The sequence below is a fragment of the Bradyrhizobium sp. NBAIM03 genome, assembly GCF_020194055.1.
GTDB classification, from domain to species: domain Bacteria; phylum Pseudomonadota; class Alphaproteobacteria; order Rhizobiales; family Xanthobacteraceae; genus Bradyrhizobium; species Bradyrhizobium yuanmingense.
This window is the reverse complement of the sequence record NZ_JADYVS010000035.1, coordinates 36,656-56,584: the sequence shown is the minus strand read 5'-3', so window position 1 is coordinate 56,584 and position 19,929 is coordinate 36,656. Positions and strand designations below refer to the sequence as shown.

Genomic DNA, 19,929 nt, shown 5'->3' with positions numbered 1-19,929 from the left:
GTGCAGGCGAGCTACGCGGCAGGGCGCGCGTAGCATAATTCGTGTGCAATGTCGGCTGCGACAGCGAAATCCCACTGTCGCGGCCGTGCGATTTCACAAATCAGTTCGCGCCGAGGAAATCGCGCTTGCCGATCTCAACGCCGTTGTGACGCAAGATGCCGTGGGCGATCGCGGCGTGGAAATAGAGGTTCGGCAGCGAGAACGAGCTCAGGAATTGCTGTCCCGTCATGGTGATGGTCTTGCCGGGGCCGATCGGAAAGGTGACGTCCTTGGCGTCGGCGCCCTCAAACTGCTCGGGCTTGAAGGATTTGACATAGTCGATCGTTTTCGCCAGCCGCTGCTTCAACTCCGCAAAGCTGGTTTCGGTGTCGGGCGTCGAGGGGACCTCGCTATGCGTCAGCCGCGCACAGCCTCTGGTCGGATAGTCGCTGACCAGCTGGATCTGCCGCGACAGCGGCAGCATGTCCGGGAAGAGGCGCGAGCCGAGCAGGACGCTGGGATCGATCTTCCTGGCCGCGCAATGCGCCTCAGCTTTGGTGAGCAGCCCGGTCACGCTGTTCAGCATCTGCAAATAAGCGGGGACGACGGCGTCGTAGAAGGACATGTGATGCTCGCTTCAAATGGTGGGAAATCTCAGGAGGAAACCTGAGCCACTCACATGGGAGCCTCATGGAAAATTGCAATCGCGGAAAGCCGCTTGTGCGATGCGAAAGTTCTACCGCACCGTCGTCTGGGGCAGGACCTGCGCCGTGCCGCCGCGCATGCGCGCAAGCAGCTCGGCGGTCGGCCAGGAATCCGCCGGCAGGCCGTACTTGATCTGCGTCGCCTTCACCGCGGCGCGGCTCTGCTGCCCCAGCACACCGTCGACCTTGCCGACGTTGAAGCCGGCGCGCACCAGCAGCTGCTGCAATTCCTTGAGCTCGTTGAACGGCAACTGCGCGACCGGCGCAGCCGGCTTGCGCATCGGCGCCGCCCCGGCGATGCGCGAGGCGAGATAGCCCGCGGTGGTCGCGTAGATCAGCGAGTTGTTCCACTCGGTGTAAGCCGCGAAATTCGGATAGGCCATGAAGGCCGGCCCGAAGCGCCCCATCGGCAGCAGCACGGAGGCTGCGAGATTGTCGTTCGGCAAGGGCCGGCCGTCGGGATAGGTGACGCCGAGTTGCGCCCATGTCGAGCGCGGCTCGCGTACCGTGAGATCGGTCTTTTCCCACGGCAGGTTCGGCGGCACCTTGATCTCCTCCAGCCACGGCTCGCCGCGCCGCCACTTCAATCCGTTTGCGATGTAGTTCGCGGTCGAGCCGATCACGTCGGCCGGCGAGCGCAACAGATCGCGCCGTCCGTCGCCGTCAAAGTCGACCGCGTAGTTGACGTAGTGCACGGGCAGGAATTGGGTCTGGCCGAGCTCGCCGGCCCAGGAGCCGATCATCTCGTCGGGATGCAGATCGCCGCGGTCGATGATCTTCAGCGCCGCGATGGTCTCGTTCACGAACATCTCCGAACGGCGGCAATCATAGGCGAGCGACACCAGCGATTTCAGCGTCGGCAAATTGCCCATGTTGGCGCCGAAATCGCTCTCGAGGCCCCAGAACGCGGCGATCACCGCGGGCGGCACGCCGTATTCCTTTTCCGCGCGCGCAAACGCCGCGGCGTATTGCTTGATGTGCTGCTGCCCGTTCTGCATGCGATAGGCCGCGGCCATGCGGCCGGCGAATTCGGTGAAGAGCTGTCCGAACACGCGCTGGCCGCGGTCGCGGTTGACGATGCCCTGGTCGTAGACGAGATAGGGCGATGCCTCCGCGATCGTGCGCTGCGACACGCCGGCGGCCACCGCCTGTTGCTTCACCTCGGTCAGGAAGCGATCGAAGCTCGCGCCATTGTGGCACGAGGCGGCGCGCGGCGAGGGGGCCTTCGGCACTGCGGGCTTGGCAGGAGGCGGAAGCATTTGGGCGGATGCCGTGGCCGTGCATGCGATAAGCGCGAGGGCCGCGATCGGAAATCGGGTCTGGACCATGGGGGTTCCGGCGGGGAAGGGCAGGCGTGGATTCGGCCGAAGTTTAGGGGAAGCGGCCGCCCCAGGCCATCCCCACCCTGCACCTGATCTGGAGGACGATAGGTCGCCCGCCTTGGTGCGCAGGGGCATGTATTCAGAAATCAAGCGATCGGCTCGGTTGGATCAATCCCGCCGAATCGGGGTTGACCTGTCGAAACCGTTACGGAAAGGCTCGTTCTGTGGCCGAGTTGCCTCCGGCGTCGACGCAACGAACACCGGCCGTGCGAGCCGCAACCTCGCCCATGCTCACGGCCGGCGGCATCGTCCTAGCCATCGGAGCCCTCTATCTCGGCCGGGAAATCTTCGTTCCTTTTGCCCTTGCGATCCTGCTGAGCTTCGTTCTCACGCCCTTGGTCAATTGGCTGAGACGTTGGAAAGTGCCCCGCATTGCAGCGGTGCTAATTGCCGTTTCCATTGCCTTCATCGTCGTCGCAGGGGTCGCCTTGGTCGTTGGGCGCCAACTGGTCCAACTCGCCAGCAACCTTCCCAATTATCAGACCACCATCACCGAGAAGATCCGCTCGTTGCAAAGCTCCGCGCCGGGCGGTGGGGTCGTCGACGCCGTTACCACGACGATGCAGGATCTCGGCAGAGAGATCTCGGGAGATGAGAAAAAGTCGGCGGCTGCATCCTCCCGGCTTGGCACCGGCAGTGAGAGTCGGGAGCCTGTCACCGTGCGGGTGGAGCCGCCACAGCCGAGACCGCTGGAGCTCATTCGATCGGTCATAGGTCCATTGCTGGCGCCGCTTGCGACTTCCGGGCTGGTCGTCATTTTCGTGATCTTCGTGCTGCTCGAGCGCGAAGACCTGCGCGACCGATTCATCAAGTTAGCCGGAGCCGGTGACCTTCAGAAGAGTACTCAGGCCATCAACGATGCTGCCTCGCGGGTCAGCCGCTATCTGCTGATGCAGCTTGTTGTCAATCTGACTTACGGCGTGCCGATCGGTGTTGCACTCTACTTTGTTGGCGTGCCGAACGCGATTCTTTGGGGCTTGCTCGCAGCGGTACTTCGATTCATTCCCTACCTCGGTCCTTTCCTGGCTGCTATATTTCCCGTTGCCCTGGCCATCGCCGTCGATCCAGGCTGGACGATGCTGTTCTGGGTCGTCGGTTTGTTCGTTACGGCTGAACTCGTCAGCAACAATGTTGTCGAGCCTTGGCTTTACGGATCCAGCACCGGGCTGTCGTCCCTCGCAATTATCATCGCCGCGATCTTTTGGACGATGCTGTGGGGACCCGTCGGGCTGTTTCTGGCGACACCTTTGACCGTCTGCCTCGTCGTCATGGGGCGCTACGTCCCGCAGTTGGAGTTCTTGGGCGTTCTGCTCGGCAGCGACCCTGTGCTCGCGCCGGAGGAGCAACTCTACCAGCGCCTATTGGCCGGCAACCTGGAGGAGGCGGTTGAGTTCGCCGAGAACTATGTCGACGAGTGTTCCTCGCGCGAGCTGTACGACAACGTCGGAATTCCGGCGCTGCGCCTGGCGGAGAATGATCGTCAGCGCAGCGGCATCGACACCAATTACCGGCGTCTTGTTGCGGATACGGCTATTTCGGTTGTCCGGGAGGTTGATGACCATATCCGCGAAAAAGCGAATGCAGTGGACGAGGGAAATCACACTGCGCAGCGACCATGCGTCCTCTGTCTCGCTGGACGCACGGAGCTCGATCATGCAGCGGCGGAGATGCTCGCGCAGGTGCTCGAGGAACGCACCATCGGCGCCAAGGTCTTGCCGCCGATCGCGGTCAGTCGGGGAGCATTGGAGCAACTCGATCTCCAGGGGGTCGACGTGGTGTGCCTGTCCTACTTTCACCCGCAGCCGCAGGTCTACGCCCGCTATGTCTTTCGTCGCCTGCGCCGTCGGGCTCCACAGGTGAAGCTTGCCGCCTGCTGCTGGAATTTGATCGCCGGAACGGAACAGACGGGAGAGCTCAACACCCAGATGGGGGCCGACGCGGCATTCGCCTCTCTTCAAGCATGCGTTGAGCAGGTTGAAGCATGGGTCGGTCGCGCGGCAGCTCTCGGCGATCCGCCCCAGCTCACGGCCGACGCCGAACGTGCGCAGCTCGCCGCGCTGCGCGGACTTGGCTTGAACGCCTCGAAACGCCAGGACCTGGATGAGGCGTCCAGAAAGGTCGCGCAAGCGTTCAACGTTCCGATCGCGCTGGTGACATTGGTCGATCATATTCAGCTAACCGCCGCTGAAGCCCGCGCCCAAGAAGTTCAAGCAGGTCTGCCGAGCAATCACGAGGGCTCCCTCGACGCGCATGTGATCGCTGCAGGCGATATGCTGGTTTCGGAGGATGTGACCGAAGACCCGCGCTTCGCCGACGATCCGCATGTGCTGGAGCGAGGCATTCGCTTCTACGCGGGGGTCCCGCTCCGGACTTCATCCGGTCATGTTGTAGGCTGCCTTTGTGTCATCGATACTCAGCCGCGGGAGTTCACCGACCGGGATCGTGACCGCCTGCAGGAGATGGCGAAGCAATTGATGATCGATATCCAGAGCGCTCGAGTGGCCACAGGCGTCGAGTCGGATAGCTCGAGAGAGGTGCATCCCGCCCCCTAGCGGCGAGTAAGCGGACCTTGCCGCTACCAGTGGGTGGCGCTAGCCGAACAGCCGCATCAGCAGCGCCTTACCGACCGGGAGCGCCCTGACGCCCCGATAGGCCCGAACATACTCGCCGGCATAGAACGCCCTGATTGCATGCACGCGCGTGTCCATGCCTTCCGCGAACCGCACGGCAAATCCATCAATGGTCCGCCGCACCACGATGGCCGCGATCGAGCGGCCGTAGATCTGGCACTCGATCGTGCTCCCAGGCGCCGGCGGATCGGGATCGATTAGCCGCGCACCGGTGATGGAGATATCGGCGAGCCGCGCCAGATGCGACCTGCCGTCCTGGCGCAGCAGCACCGGCTCGTTGCGATTGAAGCGCTCCGCCTTGCGCTTGCGCGGCTGCTCGATGCAGACGAAGCAGACCACGGTGAGGATGAACGCGTTGTAGAAGCTCCAGGCCAGCGCCAGTCCGCCATAGGCGATGTTCTCGCCGCGCTGCTGCAGGATGAAGGCATAAGCGATGGATGCGAGCGTGATGAAAAGTGCGCAGCCGTAGATGCGCAGCAGCGGCCATTCGACGAAGCGTCGGTCGCGGTCGCCGCCTTTCGCGGTGACCTTGAACTTGTGTCCCTTCGGCTTCAACAGGCCGGTCGCCACCGCCTTGAGCACGGCAGGCGCGGCAATCAGTTGGGAGACATCCGTCATCATTGCGAGCGAGCGGCCGCGCGAAAGCCAGGCCATGCTGAGGCCGTTCCAGACATAGAAGGGCAGAAAGACCCGCAACAGCTCGCTCAGATCAGCCCGCACCGCCTGGATGCCGAACAGCAGGAACAGCCAGGGCACCACAAGGCCCGCCACTTTCGAGGTGTAGACCGCGGACCAGCTCATGAAGGCGTCGGCCAGCGAGAGGCGGTCGATGAAGGGCAGCTTCGAGTCCCGCGAGAGCGGTCCGCTGCGGCCGCGCACGATCTGCATCAAGCCGAGGCACCAGCGGGCGCGCTGGGTGATGTATTCCTTCAGCCCTTCCGGCGCGAGCCCGATCGTCAGGCGCTCGTTGAGATAGATCGTATTGAGTCCGCGTTCCTTGAGGCGCAGCGTGACGAGATAGTCCTCCGTCACCGAATCGGTCGGAAAGCCGCCGATCCGCATCAGTCCGGAATAGCGGATGAGGGAGGAGGTGCCGCAGCAGAACGCGACGCCCCAGGCGTCCTTGGCCGGCAGCAGGATGTCGAAGAAGAAGCGCTGCTCGTCGGGCCAGACGTCGGTCGCGGCGAGGTTGGTCTGGATCGGGTCGGGATTGATGAAGTGCTGCGGGGTCTGGACCACGCCGACCGACGCATCGTCCATGAGCGAGACGGTGCGCGCAAGGAAATCGGGCCGCGGCACGAAGTCCGCATCGAGAATGGCGACGAACTGCGGCCGCTCCGGCAGCGCCCCGACATGCCTCAGTGCGTGATTGATGTTGCCTGCTTTGGCGTGCTGGTTGTCGGGCCGCGTCAGATAGTGGCAGCCGAGCTCGCCGGACAGCCGCCGCAGCCAGGGCCGTCTTCCGTCGTCGAGCACCCAGACGCGGTAATTGCCGTAGTCCATGCCCGTCGCGCCGATGATCGTACGCTCGAGGATCCCTCGTTCCTCGTTGTAGGTGCAGATGAAGACGTCGATCAGCGGTGCGCCCGGATCGGTGGTGCGGCCGTCGACCTTCGCTGCGCCGGTGCGGTCGCGCGTCCGGCTCAGGAACAGCAGCGACAACGCGACCGCGACGAGCGAGGCGGCCTCCAGCAGCATGAAGGGGTAGCCGATCACGGCATCGACGGTCAGGCGCGGCGGCGGAAGCGTCGACATGATCCGCCAATAGAGATAGCGCAGCAGCAAGGTCACCGAGACAATGGCCAGGAACGAGCGTGCCATCGTGCTGTCGCGCCTCAGCAGCGGTACGATCGCCATGAAGGCGCCGAGCGCGATCAGGCCGGGCGTCAGCGCCGCCGTCACGGTGCGGTCTCGTGCCGCGCAAACACCACGCGGCCGGTGCGGCCGACCGTGCAGGCGCGAGCTGCGGCATCGCGCGAGGCCACGGTCACACGATAGGGCTCCTTGCTCAGCGCATCCGGATTGATGGCGAGATTGGCCGGCGCGCCGGCAGCGCCGGTCAGGTTGACCACGGTGCCGGAGATCGGCTCGCCGCCGTCATTGGGCTCGAACGTCGCGTGGTCGCCGAGCTGCAGGCGGTTGTAGACGTTCTCGGTGACATTGGCGGTGATCACGGCGCCGCTGCAATCGAGCACTTTGAGCAACGGCTGGCCTGCCTGCACGTCCTCGCCCGGCGATGTCATCATTTCCCAGACGCGGCCTGCGACGGGTGTCGTAATGTTGGCTTCGGTGAGATCCGCGAACCGAACCTCCTCGACGATGATCTCGTTGGCGAGCCAGGCGATCTCCGTGTCGGTGCGCGCGAGATCGGCCTCGAGGTCGCCGGCACGCTGGCGCATCTCTTCCTCGCGCTGAACCGAGCTCGGCCGGTCGTTGTAGCTGTCGCCGAGGAAGGATCCGTTCCGTGCCGCGGCGAGCTCGACCTTGGCCGCGTCCAGCCGCTTGCGCGCACCGAGCTCGGTCTGTTGCGACACCGAGAGCTCGCGCGTCAGACGTGCCAGTTCGACGGTCGAGACATTGCCCGATTTTGCCAGCGAGGAGGCGCGCTCGACGGCGGCACTGGCCTCGTCCCGCCGCGCCGCCGCAGCCTCGATCGAGGTCTGGATCTCCGCGATGCGGGCCTCGAGCTGGAGCACGCGTCCGTCGCGAAATAGCGCGGCCTGCCGCGCCAGATCCTTTTGTGCCGCCTGCGCCGAAGCGAGCTTCGCCGCAAGGCTCGGCCGTTCATTCTCCAGGCGCGATTTCTGCCGCCGGAGATCGTCGAGCCGGGTGCGATCGCCGCGCGAGTTGAAGACGCGCAGGACGACGGTCCCGGCTTCGAGCTTGGCCTGGTCAGTGACGCGCTGGGCGGCTGCGACGCGGCCACCGATCGGAGTCCGCAAGGTGACGAGGCGGGAATTCAGCACGGCTTCGACGCTCGAATTTTCCCAGATCGCCCGCAGCGGCAGCCAGCCGAACACGGCGACGATGGCGAGCCCGATCGCGACCTTGGCGCCGCGCCGCAGATACGGCCAGCGGCGCCCCGATTCTTGCCCGCTCTGCGTCGTGGAAGCATGGTCGGACTCGTCATTGGTGAAGAGGTGCTCGTGCAGGGAGTCTTGCAAACCCTTCGCATCAGTTCTGGCGTCGTGAGGAGAGGGGGCGGATGAGGGGGCGACGGAGGCGGCGCTCGAGCGGTCTACCATGGCGGTCACCTTGCTGACGGGAGGCCAACGGGAACCCGGTCAATGCACAAGGCCAATGCCGCGTGCCCGGTTACCGCGAGTTATGCGGAAATTGCGCTTTCCAGGTTGCTAAGCCTCTGCGTGTGTTTTTGCGCAAATCCCGGTCAAGCTTTAGTGGCGGCGGAAAGGCTGGCTGGCGCCGCTAGCGTCTGCGGCTCCACGACGCACGAACCTTGCAGCCGGCGGCCGCATTCATACTTCGAAGGTGCCGGCCAGAGGTTCGCCCGCGGCCGCCCCAGGAGACGGCCATGAACTATTTTCGTACCGCAATGCTGCTCGCTGGCCTGACCGCCCTGTTCATGGGCGTCGGCTATCTGATCGGAGGCGCCTCGGGCGCCATGATCGCGCTCGTCATTGCCGCCGCAACCAACCTCTTCACCTACTGGAACTCCGACCGCATGGTGCTGTCGATGTACGGCGCCCATGAGGTCGATCGTTCGACCGCGCCGGAGCTGGTCGGCCTCGTCGCCGAGCTTGCGGGCCGTGCCGGCCTGCCGATGCCGCGCGTGTTCGTGATGGATGAGATCCAGCCCAACGCGTTCGCCACCGGCCGCAATCCGGAAAACGCCGCGGTCGCCGTCACCACCGGTCTGATGAACCAGCTCAGCCGCGAGGAGCTCGCCGGTGTGATTGCGCACGAGCTCGCGCACATCAAGCATCACGACACGCTGCTGATGACGATCACCGCGACCATCGCCGGTGCGATCTCGATGCTGGCGCAGTTCGGCATGTTCTTTGGCGGCAATCGCGACAACAACAGCGGTCCGGGCATCATCGGCTCGATCCTGTTGATGATCCTCGCTCCGCTCGGTGCCATGCTGGTGCAGATGGCGATCAGCCGGACCCGCGAATATGCCGCCGACAATCTCGGTGCGCGCATCGTGGGACAGCCGATGTGGCTGGCCTCTGCGCTGGTGAAGATCGAGGGCGCTGCGCACCAGGTCCCGAACTACGAGGCCGAGCGAAACCCTGCGACCGCGCACATGTTCATCATCAATCCGCTGTCGGGCCATGGGGTGGACAACCTGTTCGCCACCCACCCGTCGACGCAGAACCGCGTCGCCGCGCTCCAGCAACTGGCGGCCGAGCTCGGCGCGCGCGCGGCGCCGTCGGTCGGCGCCAACGAGAACTATCCACCGCGCGGGCCGTGGGGCCGCTCCTCCTCACGTCGTAGTCCCTGGGGCTGACGGAGCCGGCAAGGATTGCGTCTGGCTTTGTGATCTGGCGCACACAGGGGGGTCCGCGACCAGTGTTAACTCCTCGGCGTGACCATTCCTTCGAAAGGGGATGGGTGGCTGACGCGCTGCCGGCCACCGTCGAAGATGACCAGAATTGCCGTACCATTGCTGATCGTCCTTTGCGTGCTCGTCGGCTTGTCCACGCACATGGTCGTCAATTGCGGCGACGAGGATGATCCCGACATCTGCTCGGCCGTGATCGGCTTCTCGCCGCTGCGCGGCTCGCTGATCGCCTTCGCCTATGCGGGACGTGGACGGATCGCGCTGCGTCACGGCGACTTCAAGCGGGCGATCGCCGATTTCGACGAGGCCATTCACCTCAATCCCAACCGCGCTTCGCTCTATCGCGACCGGGCGCTGGCGCGCCGGCAGAATGGCGACCTCGAGCTTGCCATTGCGGATTACGACGAGGCGATCGCGCACGATCCCAAGCGCGCGGCACCTTATCACCAGCGCGGTCTCGCGCTCGCCGCAATGGGCGATCTCGACCGCGCCATCCTGAGCTACAGCACGGCGGTCCGCCTCGACCCCACCGATGCGCAGGCCCGTCTCGACCGCGGCCTTGCGTTCCTCGCCCGCGGCCAGACGGACGACGCCCGCGCCGATTTCGAGGCCGCGCTGGCGCTGCCCGCCGGCAAGGACGGTCGCGCGCGAGAGGCCGCGCGCGCCAAGCTCGCGGAACTCGCCAGCGCCGAGCCGACACTGGTGGCCGCGCCGCGAAGATGAGGATCTGGCGCGGCATTTGCGGCGGCACCCTCTCACGTCTTTAGGACAGGTGGCTTGCCGCATAGCGGCGAGATCGGTGAGAGATGCGGAAAGCGAGACTGTCGCGGCTGTCTGCTGCGCGTATGAACCAATTCAACTAGTATTGAGTTGGATCAATACTGGCAGGGTCCAGAGTGCATCCATGTCGTGCGCCCCTGGAGGAGCTTCCAATGTGCAAATGGGCTTTGACGATTCTGACCCTGAGTATCGCTCTGACAGCGGGGCAGGCTCGGGCCCAAAAATATGACCCGGCTTATCCCGTTTGCTTGAACGTCATTTCTCGCGGAATGACGCCATACTACCGATGCAGCTTCACGACGATGGACCAATGCAGGGCGTCGGCAAACGGCCAGATGTGCGTCCTCAATCCCTACTACGCCGGTCCTCCGGCGAGAGGAAACGCTCGGCGGCATCATCGCCAGACCTACGCGCCACCGAGGGCGCCGGTCCAGTACCGGGCGGTACCCTATAATCACTTCAATGAACCCTATTATGGGGCGTCCCAAGGTTACGCGCCTGGCGAGAAAGAGCGCTTTCTCCAAAGTGTGAGGCAATACATGTGAGGGATGTCGCTCGACTGTTCGACCAGCCCATGCCTGGGGCGGAGGAATCGTTGACGTCGCGGCCGGCCCGATTGCGGCGGCCGCGAGGGAGCGCGTCGCAAACGCGCAACGCGGCGATCCGATCAAGCCGGAGATAATTGGGAGACAGGCCGGCGAGCCTCCAGATCGCCAATCCCGTAGCGGCGATCGGTTCAACGGCAGGGCTATCGCATTTGGGAGTTTTTCCTTGCGGCCATCCTTCGAGACGCCCGCTTTGGCGGGCTCCTCAGGATGAGGGCGGAATGCGCGGCAGCAGTTTCAACGCGCACCGATGCTGATTAGCCTCATCCTGAGGAGGCGCGTCAGCGCCGTCTCGAAGGACGAGGCGCGTGCGCAGGCCGCCGCCGCAAGTCATATGCGATAGCCCTGGGTGCAACGACTACGTCTTCTTTTTCGCTTTGGCTTTCTTTGCGGCCTTCTTCGCCGGCTTCTCGTCCTTTGCCTTCTTCTCCGCTTTCACCGTAACAGGCGTGCTGGCGGCGAGGCGCATCGACCGCGCGTAGCTGTCGGCGACGTTATCGGCGGACATCTGCAGGCGCTTGGCGGCTGCAGTCGCCTGCTCCATGGTGGCCTTGGCCATGATCTTGAAGCGCTCGCCAGTCTCCTTGCCCTTGGCCTTGGCCGCAAGGCTGTTGAAGCGATCCCGCCGCTCCTTGGCACGGGTCATCAGGCCCGTATGCAGCTGTCTGGCCAATTGCCGGATCACGACATCCAGGTCGGCTTCCGCCATGGTCTCTCATCCCCTTCGAAAACGGTATCGATGCGGGCGGGACTATGCAGATCGGACCCCGGCTTGGCAATTCCCGGCTGTGCGTCATCCGCAGCTTACCGAGCGCGCGAAACAAAAAAGCCGCGCTGTTCGCGCGGCTCTTTGGCTTGGCTTGGCGCCGTCCGCTCATTTCAGCGAGGCGACCGGGCCGTTCGAGGCCGCCGGCTCGGGGTCGAAGCCGAACACGCCGACGAGATATTTGTAATAGTCCGGCATCTTCTCCTTGAGCGCCTCGCGCGACTTCGGATCGTGGAATTCGCTCTTGCCGGCCAGGAAGATGCTGGCGGTCACCGCAAAGAACTCCATGGGATTCTTCATCGCATAGGATTCCTTGGGCAAGAGGTCCTTGGACTTGGCGAGGGCGTAGTAGGTGATCACGCCCTTGTTGGCGTAGCCGTCCGGCAGCAGCCGCGCGTGGAAGGCGTGCAGCATCTCGTGCAGCAGCACGGCCTCCTTCTCGTAGCGCATCATGTCCGGCCGCAGCATGATCACGCCGAGGCCCGAATCGACCGCGAGGTCGACGGCATTAGGATTGGTCCAGCGCTGCTTGGCGGGGTCCCAGACCGTCAGGGTCCGGGGCGCGGTGCGCTGCATGTCCGGCGTGACCCGGCCGTAGCAGGCGGTGGCGGCGCCTTCGTCGAGGCAGGCGAGTTCGCTCGCGACGATCGGAACGGTGTGGAAGAAGCGCAGCACGCGCGGGGAGAGGCCGACGCCTTCGACGACGTCGATCTGGCTCTTCAGGTTCTCGGTGAGCTTGTCGACATCCTTGCGGTCGCGGTTCTCGGAGATGTCGAACATGTAGCCGCGGTAGCTCTGGAAGCCCGGCGGCAGCGGCTGCGCCGCGCCGGCATCGAGCGACCCGGCGATGGTTGGACTGGCGAATAGCGCGCCGACGATGGTTGCGGTCAGCAGCAACGCAATGCGCATGATGAACCCCCTGATGTCACTTCGCCCGGCAGATTAGGCCGCCCTTGTTTGCGAAAAGTGAGTGCGGCGAGACTAAGGCACTGATGTTGAGGCGTGCTTAACCGTTGGTTGCAGATCGCGCGGGCGGATTAGGGGCGGGTTAACCAAGCGTGGATCGGCTGCGCGCTTCGGCGTAACATCCGCCCGGGCTCGAGGCCCTCACATCATAGCCGGAAGGGGAGGATGCCATGTATGCCGCCATCCGTCAGGCCAAGGCAAAAAGCGGGAGCGCGGAAGAGCTGACGCGCCGCATCAAGGACGGCGCCGTTCCCATCATCAGCGACGTCGACGGTTTCCGCGCCTATTACGTCGTCTATGGCGGCGACGACACGGTCACCGCGATCTCGATCTTCGACAAGTTCGAGCAGGCCGAGGAAGCGAACAAGCGCGCCATCGCCTGGATCGAGAAGGATCTCGGCCCGCTGCTCGCCGGCGACGCCCGCGCCGTGGCGGGACCGGTGATTGTGCATACGCTGGCGTGAGGGCGCACGCTATTGATGACCGGAGCGGCGACCACACACTTGGTCGGCATGCCCGGGCTTGACCCGGGCATCCACGTCTTTCTGCGTACGCGGAAGCGCGTGGATGGCCGGGTCAAGCCCGGCCATGACGGAAGAGAGAGTGTGTGCCTCACAACTCCCTTGCATTCGAGAACGCAAAGCTCGACACCCGCCGCGTCGTCTCGTCCAGGATCAACGTGCGTGTGATCGGCGGCTCGGCGCGCTGGGCGCAGTTCTCGCGCTCGCAGAGGCGGCAGTTGACGCCGATCGGGGTGCCCTCGGCCTTCTCCAGGTCCATGCCGGTGGCGTAGGTCAGGCGGGCGGCGTGGCGGATCTCGCAGCCGAGGCCGATGGCAAAGCGCGGCTGCGGCAGCGGATGCGGCGCCACGGGGCGGCGCACCATCTGCGCGATCGAGAAATAGCGCGTGCCGTCGGGCAGCTCGATCACCTGCTTGAGCAGGCGATCCGGCGTGTCGAAGGTCGAATGCACATTCCAGAGCGGACACGTGCCGCCGAATTTCGAGAACGGGAAGGTGCCGGAGGAGAAACGCTTGGAGACGTTGCCGGCATTGTCGACGCGCAAGAGGAAGAACGGAATGCCGCGTGCGTTCGGCCGCTGCAGCGTGGTGAGGCGGTGGCAGACCTGCTCGAAGCCGGAATTGAAGCGCTGTGCCAGCACGTGGATGTCGTAGTTCAGCGCTTCGGCGGCCGCGAGGAACGCCGGGTAGGGCATCATCACGGCGGCGGCGAAGTAGTTGCCGAGCGTGATCCGGAACAGCCGCCGCGGCGCATCGTCCAGCGGGCCGGCCCGGCCGATGATGGTCTCCAGCGCCTGCGCGCATTCCGCCAGGCCCAGCTGGAAGGCGAGCTGGAATGCGCGGCCGGGCGGATCGACCAGCTCCGAGATCAGCAGCTGCCGGCGGTGGCGGTCGAATCGGCGGAGCGTCTCGCGCATCACGTCGACCGGCATGATGCGGGTCTGGATCGAGTGCTTCTCGCGCAAGCGCGTTATCAGCGCGGCATACAGCCCTTCGGCGGGCTCGTTCAACTCGTCGCGCAGATTTTCCGCCGCCTGCTCCAGCTCCGGAAAATAGTTGCGGTTGGCCTCGATCAGCTCGCGCACGCGCTCGACCGGATTGGCTTCAAAGCGCGTGCCGACGTCGCGGTCGGCCATCTGCGCCGCGGCCAGCGTCTCGCCCTGACGCGCCTCGGTATAGGCCGCGTAGAGCCGCTGCAGCGCATGGGTGACGCCGGGGCAGAGCTCGGCGAGGTCGCGCAGCTCCTGCTTGGGCACGTCGATCTGCCGAAACAGGGGATCGGAGAAGATCTCGTTCAGCTCGGCGAAGAAGCGGTCCTCGTCCGCGGTGGCGAGATCGCGCAGGTCAAGGTCATAGGTCTCGGCCAGCCGCAGCAGGATCTGCGCCGTGACCGGGCGCTGGTTGCGCTCGATCAGGTTGACATAGCTGGGCGAGATCCCGAGCCCCTCGGCGATCTGGGTCTGCGACAGCCCCAATTGCTGCCGGATTCGCCGGAAGCGCGGGCCGACGAAGAGTTTCTTGCCGGAATCGGCGGGCATGTCTCAGATCTCCAGACTCAATCAAGGTCAGAACAGTTGACCTATTATTTACAAATTTTACAAAGTGACATGTATTACACGTTCAGATGTTACATGACATCACCAATAAAAAACAAGCCATCTGTACGAACTTTTCCTTTTCGCGTTTAGCTTCTGACACGCATCTCGCAATGCATTGTCAAGAATGTCGATGGCTGCTCGCCATCGTCAGCGAAAGGATCAGGCACATGAATTACCAGCCCCGCGGTATCAGCACCCTCCAGGGTCCGTCCTCGTATCAGGACGAGGTCAAGGCGGCTCAGGCGCTCCTCGAGACCCAGCCGACCTGGAACGGCGTGTCGGCCGAGGCCGTCGCGCGCATGCGCCTGCAGAACCGTTTCAAGACCGGCCTCGACATCGCCCGCTACACCGCGGCCGTGATGCGCGCCGACATGGCCGCCTATGACAAGGATCCCACCAAGTACACCCAGTCGCTGGGCTGCTGGCACGGCTTCATCGCCCAGCAGAAGCTGATCTCGGTCAAGAAGCACTTCGGCGGCAAGACCGACCGCACCTATCTCTATCTCTCCGGCTGGATGATCGCGGCGCTGCGCTCCGAATTCGGTCCGCTGCCCGATCAGTCCATGCACGAGAAGACCGCGGTGCCGGCGCTGATCGAGGAGCTCTACACCTTCCTGCGTCAGGCCGATTCGCGCGAGCTCAACGACATCTTCCGTCTGCTCGACAAGGCGCGCAAGGAAGGCGACAAGAACCGCGAGAAGGAGCTGATCGAGAAGATCGACAACTTCCAGACCCACGTCGTCCCCGTCATCGCCGACATCGACGCCGGCTTCGGCAACGCGGAGGCGACCTATCTGCTCGCCAAGAAGATGATCGAGGCGGGCGCCTGCGCGCTGCAGATCGAGAACCAAGTCTCGGACGAGAAGCAGTGCGGCCATCAGGACGGCAAGGTCACCGTGCCGCATGACGTCTTCCTGGCGAAGATCCGTGCCTGCCGCCACGCCTTCCTCGAGCTCGGCGTCGAAGACGGCATCGTCGTGACCCGCACCGACTCGCTCGGCGCCGGCCTGACGCAGCAGATCGCGGTTAGCCACAAGCCCGGCGACATCGGCGACCAGTACAACAGCTTCCTCGATTGCGAGGAAATCACCGCGGAGAACGCCAAGAACGGCGACGTCATCATCAACCGCAACGGCAAGCTGATGCGTCCGAAGCGGCTGCCCTCCAACCTCTACCAGTTCCGCCCCGGCACCGGTGCAGACCGCTGCGTGCTCGATTGCATCACCTCGCTGCAGAACGGCGCCGACCTGCTCTGGATCGAGACCGAGAAGCCGCATATCGAGCAGATCGCCAGCATGGTCGACCGCATCCGCAAGGTGGTGCCGAACGCCAAGCTCGCCTACAACAACTCGCCGTCGTTCAACTGGACCCTCAACTTCCGTTGGCAGGTCTACGACGCGATGAAGGAAGCGGGCCAGGACGTCAGCAAGTACAACCGTGCCGAGCTGATGAAGGCGGAGTACGACGACACGCCGCTGGCGAAGGAAGCCGACGAGCGCATCCGTACCTTCCAGGCGGATTCGGCCAAGCGCGCCGGCATCTTCCACCACCTGATCACGCTGCCGACCTATCACACGGCCGCGCTCTCGACCGACAATCTCGCCCGCGAGTATTTCGGCGAGCAGGGCATGCTGGGCTACGTCAAGAACGTCCAGCGCGCCGAGATCCGTCAGGGCATCGCCTGCGTGAAGCACCAGAACATGGCCGGCTCCGACATCGGCGACGACCACAAGGAGTACTTCGCGGGCGAAGCTGCGCTGAAGGCGGGCGGCGTCCACAACACGATGAACCAGTTCGGCTAACGGCGGATCGGACCGATCTGGAAGCCAGGTTGGAGTCCAGGCCGGTCACGCACCTCAACAGGAGACTGACAATGACCAAAGGCAGCAATTTCTGGGTGATCGGCGGCGAGTTCGGTTCGATGAACTTCCACAAGCTCGTGGAAGGCTCGGCCCAGGTCAAAGGTCCGTTCAAGACCCGCAAGGAAGCCGAAGAGTGCTGGAAGGAAGTCTCGGAAGAAAGCCGTCACAAGGCCGGCGTCCGCTTCTCGATCGTGGAAGAGCCCTCGCGGGTCTCGGCCTGATCGCCCCGACTTAAGAAGACGTCCAAGGACGGATGGTCCCATCCAGGCCCTGCCTGGGTGGGATCGTCTGTTTTTGGCACAGGTGAAACGGCTGTGGGCGCCGTAAGTCTCTGGAATTGTAGGCCTTTGCGGAGGGTTTGGTTGCTGATAGGTTAATGGGGATAAGTCGAGGACGAGGCCGACAATGTCAGAGCCCGAGACCAGCGGGACCGATCCCGGCCAGCCGCGCCCGGTGCGGCTGCGCGATGCGCTGCTGCGCGCGCGGATCGAGGCGGCCGACCGCACCGGCGTCGTCGTCGATTTGCGCGACGCCGAGGTGGCACGGCTCGAGATCCTCAACGACGCGCTCGATCCCCTGTTCGCGCAGGTGCCTAATCAGATCGACCTGTTCGACCGCGGCATCAGCCAGGGCGATACGCCGCGGCTGTGGATCGACGTCGTCGCCCACATCGTGATGGGCCGCGACAAGCGGATGTACCGCTTCGTCCAGGACACCCGCTTCGGCCGCATCGTGCTCGCCGAATCGCACGACACCGCCGTGATCGTCGAGGCCGTCACCGGCTATGTCGCGCGCCGCATGGTCGAGCGCGAGCGGGCGATGGTGGTCGCGCCCGAACCGCAGGCCCCGGCCGCCGCGCCGCCGCGCCGCTCGCGCCTGTGGCCGTTCGTGTTCGGCTTCGTGCTGGGCGCGGCCGCGCTGTTCGGACTTGCAGTGCTGGCAGTCTTGCGGAACTGGTGAGGCTCTCTCCGCCGTCATTGCGAGGAGCCCTTGCGACGAAGCAATCCAGACTGCCTCCGCGGAGATTCCTGGATTGCTTCGCTGCGCTCGCAATGACGACCGGGGACTAAATCAACCGCACATGCTTGATCTGTCCGATCTGAAATCCAGCTCCGAGGCTTCGCACCGTCTGCTCGCAGCGCCAGCCGGCATTGTCCTTCTCGATGGTGAACAGATTGTACGCCGCCGCCGGATAACGTCCGTGCGCCAGCGCGGAGGCCGACGGCACGCCGAGCGCGGGAATGTTGCCGTTCGGACCCTCGAACCACATCGTCGAATGAATGTGGTCGTGCCCGTGCAGGACCAGCTCGACGCCGTGGCGCTTCAACAGTCCCAGCAATTCCGGCGCGTCCGTCATCCGCTTCGCCCGCGCGCTGGACTTCAGCGGATGATGCACCAGCAGCACGCGGAAGACGTCTTCCGCGGCGAGCCGCTCGAGCACCTCCGCAAGCGCGGCGAGCTGATCGCGCCCGAGCGTGCCGGTCGCCATCAGCGGCAGGGTCGGCACCGCCGTGGACAGGCTGATCAGGGCAAGCGGCCCGCGCCGGCGCACCGCTGGGAAGGCTGCGCCGCCGGGTGTGTCCGCGGCGATGTAGTGCAGGAACGTCTCGCCGAAGCGATGACGCGTCGCGCTGACATAGGCGTCGTGATTGCCGGGGATCGCGGTCACGCGGTCGGGCGGGCCGACGCTTTCGAGCCAGGCCAGCGCCGGTGCGAACTCCGCCTCAAGCGCCAGGTTGACGAGATCGCCCGTCACTGCGATGTGGTCGGGCGCCTGCGCCTTCATGTCGGCGACGAGCGCGTCGAGCACCTCGCGGCGCTGGTACTTGTGGCGGTTGCGCGTCCAGTTGACATAGCCGAACGCGCGCTTGCCCGCGAGCTCGATCAGCCGCGGCTTCGGCAAAGGCGCCAGATGCGGATCGGACAGGTGGGCGAGCGTGAAGGGAGCCAGCGTGAAGGGAGTCATGGCGCGCGAATGCCTCGCTATTGCTCCGCTGTAATGGCAAGGTCGCGCGCCCCGCGCAAGCAGGGCCTGAAACAGGGGGCGTCAAGGAGCCTGATGGGAGAACGTCTGAACCGAGCCCGACGGAAGGCCGAGCCGCTGCTGCGGCGGTTCTTGCACGGCTATTTCCTGCTCGTCCGCGGCATGACGCTCGGCGTCCGTGCCGTGGTGCTGGATGCCGACAATCGCGTCTTCCTGGTCAGGCATAGCTACGTCAGCGGCTGGTATTTGCCTGGCGGCGGCGTCGATTTCGGCGAGACCATGGAAGAGGCGTTGCGGCGCGAGCTCAAGGAGGAGGGCGACATCGATCTGACCGGCGAGGCGATCCTGCACGGCGTCTTCCTCAACAGCCACGTCTCCCGCCGCGACCACGTCGCGGTCTACGTGGTCAGGCAGTTCAGGCAGGACCGCGTCCCTGAGCCCAACCGCGAGATCGTCGAATGCGGGTTCTTCGACAATGCCGCATTGCCCGAGGGCACCACGCCCGGCACGCGGCTGCGAATCGCCGAAGTGCTCGATGGCAGGCCCGTTATTGCGACGTGGCGCTGAGGGCGGCTTGTGCTAGTAACCCGCTCGACGCGCACGGCAGGCCACGCCGCTCGGGCGCGAGCCGACAAGCCTCGGAGTGCTGCCCTGATGAGCTCAACGCAACTTCGCATCGCGGTGCTGGTGCCCTGCTACAACGAGGAGGCCGCGGTCGCGACCGTCGTTGCCGATTTCCGCAAGGCGCTGCCCGCGGCGGAGATCTACGTCTACGACAACAATTCGCGCGACCGGACCGCCGCGGTCGCGCGCGAAGCCGGTGCGATCGTGCGCAGCGAGCGCCGACAGGGCAAGGGCCACGTCGTGCGCCGCATGTTCGCGGACGTCGAGGCCGACGTCTATGTGCTGGTCGATGGCGATGCCACCTACGATGCGCCGAGCGCACCCATCATGATCGACAAGCTGCTCGACGAGCATCTCGACATGGTGGTCGGGCTTCGCGTCGATCAGGTCCAGGCTGCCTACCGGCTCGGCCACCGCACCGGCAACCGCATGCTGACCGGCTTCCTGTCCGACACCTTCGGCCACGCTTTCAAGGACCTCCTGTCCGGCTACCGGGTGTTCTCGCGCCGCTTCGTCAAATCCTTTCCCGTCCTCTCCGACGGCTTCGAGATCGAGACCGAGCTTGCGGTCTATGCGCTGGAATTGTCGCTGCCGGTTGCCGAGGTCGAGACGCCCTATTATGCGCGCCCCGAAGGCTCGTTCTCCAAGCTCAACACCTGGCGCGACGGCTTTCGCATCCTCGGCACCATGCTGAAGCTCTATCGCAGCGAGCGGCCGTTGCGCTTCTTCACGGTGATCGGAATCCTGCTGGCGCTGGCGTCGATCATCTTCGCGATTCCGATCGTGATCACCTTCATCGAAACCGGCCTCGTGCCGCGCCTGCCCACTGCCGTGCTGTCGATGGGCCTGATGATCATGGCCTTGCTGTCGGTGTCGTCAGGGCTCGTGCTCGATACGGTGACGCGAGGGCGGCGGGAGATGAAGATGCTGGCCTATCTGTCCCAGCCGGCGTCGAAACGGAACGCAGGTTGAGCCAGGCTTGCACTTCGCCCGCCGGGAGGTAA

18 protein-coding genes are annotated in these 19,929 nt (G+C 64.7%); 10 read left to right on the top strand and 8 right to left on the bottom strand.

The features are described 5' to 3' along the window. Positions 1-100 precede the first annotated feature (100 nt). Both I6F21_RS33760 and I6F21_RS33755 read right to left on the bottom strand, forming a co-directional pair. Positions 101-604 carry a DUF1993 domain-containing protein gene (locus I6F21_RS33760; protein ID WP_036013837.1) on the bottom strand — a complete coding sequence of 168 codons (504 nt, stop codon included), beginning with the start codon at positions 602-604 and terminating at the stop codon, positions 101-103. Between the two features lie 111 nt (positions 605-715). Then, positions 716-2,011, bottom strand: a complete 1,296-nt coding sequence (locus I6F21_RS33755; RefSeq protein ID WP_225143357.1) for a lytic murein transglycosylase — start codon at positions 2,009-2,011, stop codon at positions 716-718. 281 nt (positions 2,012-2,292) lie between these two features. Between I6F21_RS33755 and I6F21_RS33750 the strand changes: the two genes are divergently transcribed. After that, positions 2,293-4,617 carry an AI-2E family transporter gene (locus I6F21_RS33750; protein ID WP_225143356.1) on the top strand — a complete coding sequence of 775 codons (2,325 nt, stop codon included), beginning with the start codon at positions 2,293-2,295 and terminating at the stop codon, positions 4,615-4,617. 39 nt (positions 4,618-4,656) lie between these two features. Here I6F21_RS33750 and I6F21_RS33745 read toward each other — a convergent pair whose 3' ends face one another. Together I6F21_RS33745 and I6F21_RS33740 are read right to left on the bottom strand one after the other, a co-directional pair. Next, positions 4,657-6,597, bottom strand: coding sequence for a glycosyltransferase (locus I6F21_RS33745; protein ID WP_074448122.1), 1,941 nt, complete (start codon positions 6,595-6,597; stop codon positions 4,657-4,659). After that, positions 6,594-7,940, bottom strand: coding sequence for an HlyD family secretion protein (locus tag I6F21_RS33740; RefSeq protein WP_036037076.1), 1,347 nt, complete (start codon positions 7,938-7,940; stop codon positions 6,594-6,596). Before I6F21_RS33740 ends, I6F21_RS33745 begins: the two co-directional genes overlap by 4 nt. A gap of 287 nt (positions 7,941-8,227) precedes the next feature. On the opposite strand from I6F21_RS33740, the gene htpX reads away from it, so the two are divergent. The 3 genes from htpX to I6F21_RS39100 all read left to right on the top strand — a co-directional run bounded on the left by htpX (position 8,228) and on the right by I6F21_RS39100 (position 10,545). Then, the gene (gene htpX / locus I6F21_RS33735) at positions 8,228-9,166 is read left to right on the top strand and encodes a zinc metalloprotease HtpX (protein ID WP_036037078.1); all 939 of its coding nucleotides are present in this window, start codon (positions 8,228-8,230) and stop codon (positions 9,164-9,166) included. Between the two features lie 135 nt (positions 9,167-9,301). Further along, positions 9,302-9,943, top strand: coding sequence for a tetratricopeptide repeat protein (locus I6F21_RS33730; RefSeq protein WP_225143354.1), 642 nt, complete (start codon positions 9,302-9,304; stop codon positions 9,941-9,943). Positions 9,944-10,152: 209 nt separating this feature from the next. Beyond that, positions 10,153-10,545, top strand: coding sequence for a DUF3551 domain-containing protein (locus I6F21_RS39100; RefSeq protein WP_346656761.1), 393 nt, complete (start codon positions 10,153-10,155; stop codon positions 10,543-10,545). A gap of 418 nt (positions 10,546-10,963) precedes the next feature. On the opposite strand, the gene I6F21_RS33720 is transcribed toward I6F21_RS39100, so the two are convergent. Together I6F21_RS33720 and I6F21_RS33715 are read right to left on the bottom strand one after the other, a co-directional pair. Further along, a complete protein-coding gene (locus I6F21_RS33720) occupies positions 10,964-11,314 on the bottom strand; it encodes a hypothetical protein (RefSeq protein WP_225143353.1) in 351 nt (116 codons plus the stop codon). 165 nt (positions 11,315-11,479) lie between these two features. Further along, on the bottom strand, positions 11,480-12,280 hold the full coding sequence (locus I6F21_RS33715; RefSeq protein WP_036024809.1) for a hypothetical protein: 801 nt from the start codon (positions 12,278-12,280) through the stop codon (positions 11,480-11,482). A gap of 227 nt (positions 12,281-12,507) precedes the next feature. On the opposite strand from I6F21_RS33715, the gene I6F21_RS33710 reads away from it, so the two are divergent. After that, positions 12,508-12,801, top strand: coding sequence for a hypothetical protein (locus I6F21_RS33710; protein WP_036013813.1), 294 nt, complete (start codon positions 12,508-12,510; stop codon positions 12,799-12,801). Positions 12,802-12,949: 148 nt separating this feature from the next. On the opposite strand, the gene I6F21_RS33705 is transcribed toward I6F21_RS33710, so the two are convergent. Further along, the gene (locus I6F21_RS33705) at positions 12,950-14,395 is read right to left on the bottom strand and encodes a short-chain fatty acyl-CoA regulator family protein (protein ID WP_036013804.1); all 1,446 of its coding nucleotides are present in this window, start codon (positions 14,393-14,395) and stop codon (positions 12,950-12,952) included. Positions 14,396-14,622: 227 nt separating this feature from the next. Here I6F21_RS33705 and I6F21_RS33700 point away from each other — a divergent pair, with 227 nt between their 5' ends. The 3 genes from I6F21_RS33700 (at position 14,623) to I6F21_RS33690 (ending at position 17,277) form a co-directional block, all read left to right on the top strand. Further along, positions 14,623-16,257 (top strand): isocitrate lyase, encoded by a 1,635-nt coding sequence (locus tag I6F21_RS33700; protein WP_036037085.1) that lies wholly within the window; start codon positions 14,623-14,625, stop codon positions 16,255-16,257. 71 nt (positions 16,258-16,328) lie between these two features. After that, positions 16,329-16,538: a hypothetical protein gene (locus I6F21_RS33695; protein WP_036013800.1), complete on the top strand. Its 210-nt coding sequence runs from the start codon at positions 16,329-16,331 to the stop codon at positions 16,536-16,538. Between the two features lie 184 nt (positions 16,539-16,722). Then, entirely contained in the window at positions 16,723-17,277 is a 555-nt protein-coding gene (locus tag I6F21_RS33690; RefSeq protein WP_225143351.1) for a hypothetical protein, read from the top strand. A gap of 106 nt (positions 17,278-17,383) precedes the next feature. Here the strand turns inward: I6F21_RS33690 and I6F21_RS33685 are convergent, their stop codons facing one another. Beyond that, positions 17,384-18,268: a metallophosphoesterase gene (locus tag I6F21_RS33685; RefSeq protein ID WP_225143366.1), complete on the bottom strand. Its 885-nt coding sequence runs from the start codon at positions 18,266-18,268 to the stop codon at positions 17,384-17,386. A gap of 108 nt (positions 18,269-18,376) precedes the next feature. On the opposite strand from I6F21_RS33685, the gene I6F21_RS33680 reads away from it, so the two are divergent. Both I6F21_RS33680 and I6F21_RS33675 read left to right on the top strand, forming a co-directional pair. Beyond that, the gene (locus I6F21_RS33680; RefSeq protein WP_036013806.1) at positions 18,377-18,868 is read left to right on the top strand and encodes an NUDIX domain-containing protein; all 492 of its coding nucleotides are present in this window, start codon (positions 18,377-18,379) and stop codon (positions 18,866-18,868) included. 87 nt (positions 18,869-18,955) lie between these two features. After that, a complete protein-coding gene (locus I6F21_RS33675) occupies positions 18,956-19,897 on the top strand; it encodes a glycosyltransferase family 2 protein (RefSeq protein WP_225143349.1) in 942 nt (313 codons plus the stop codon). The last annotated feature ends 32 nt before the right edge of the window (positions 19,898-19,929 follow it).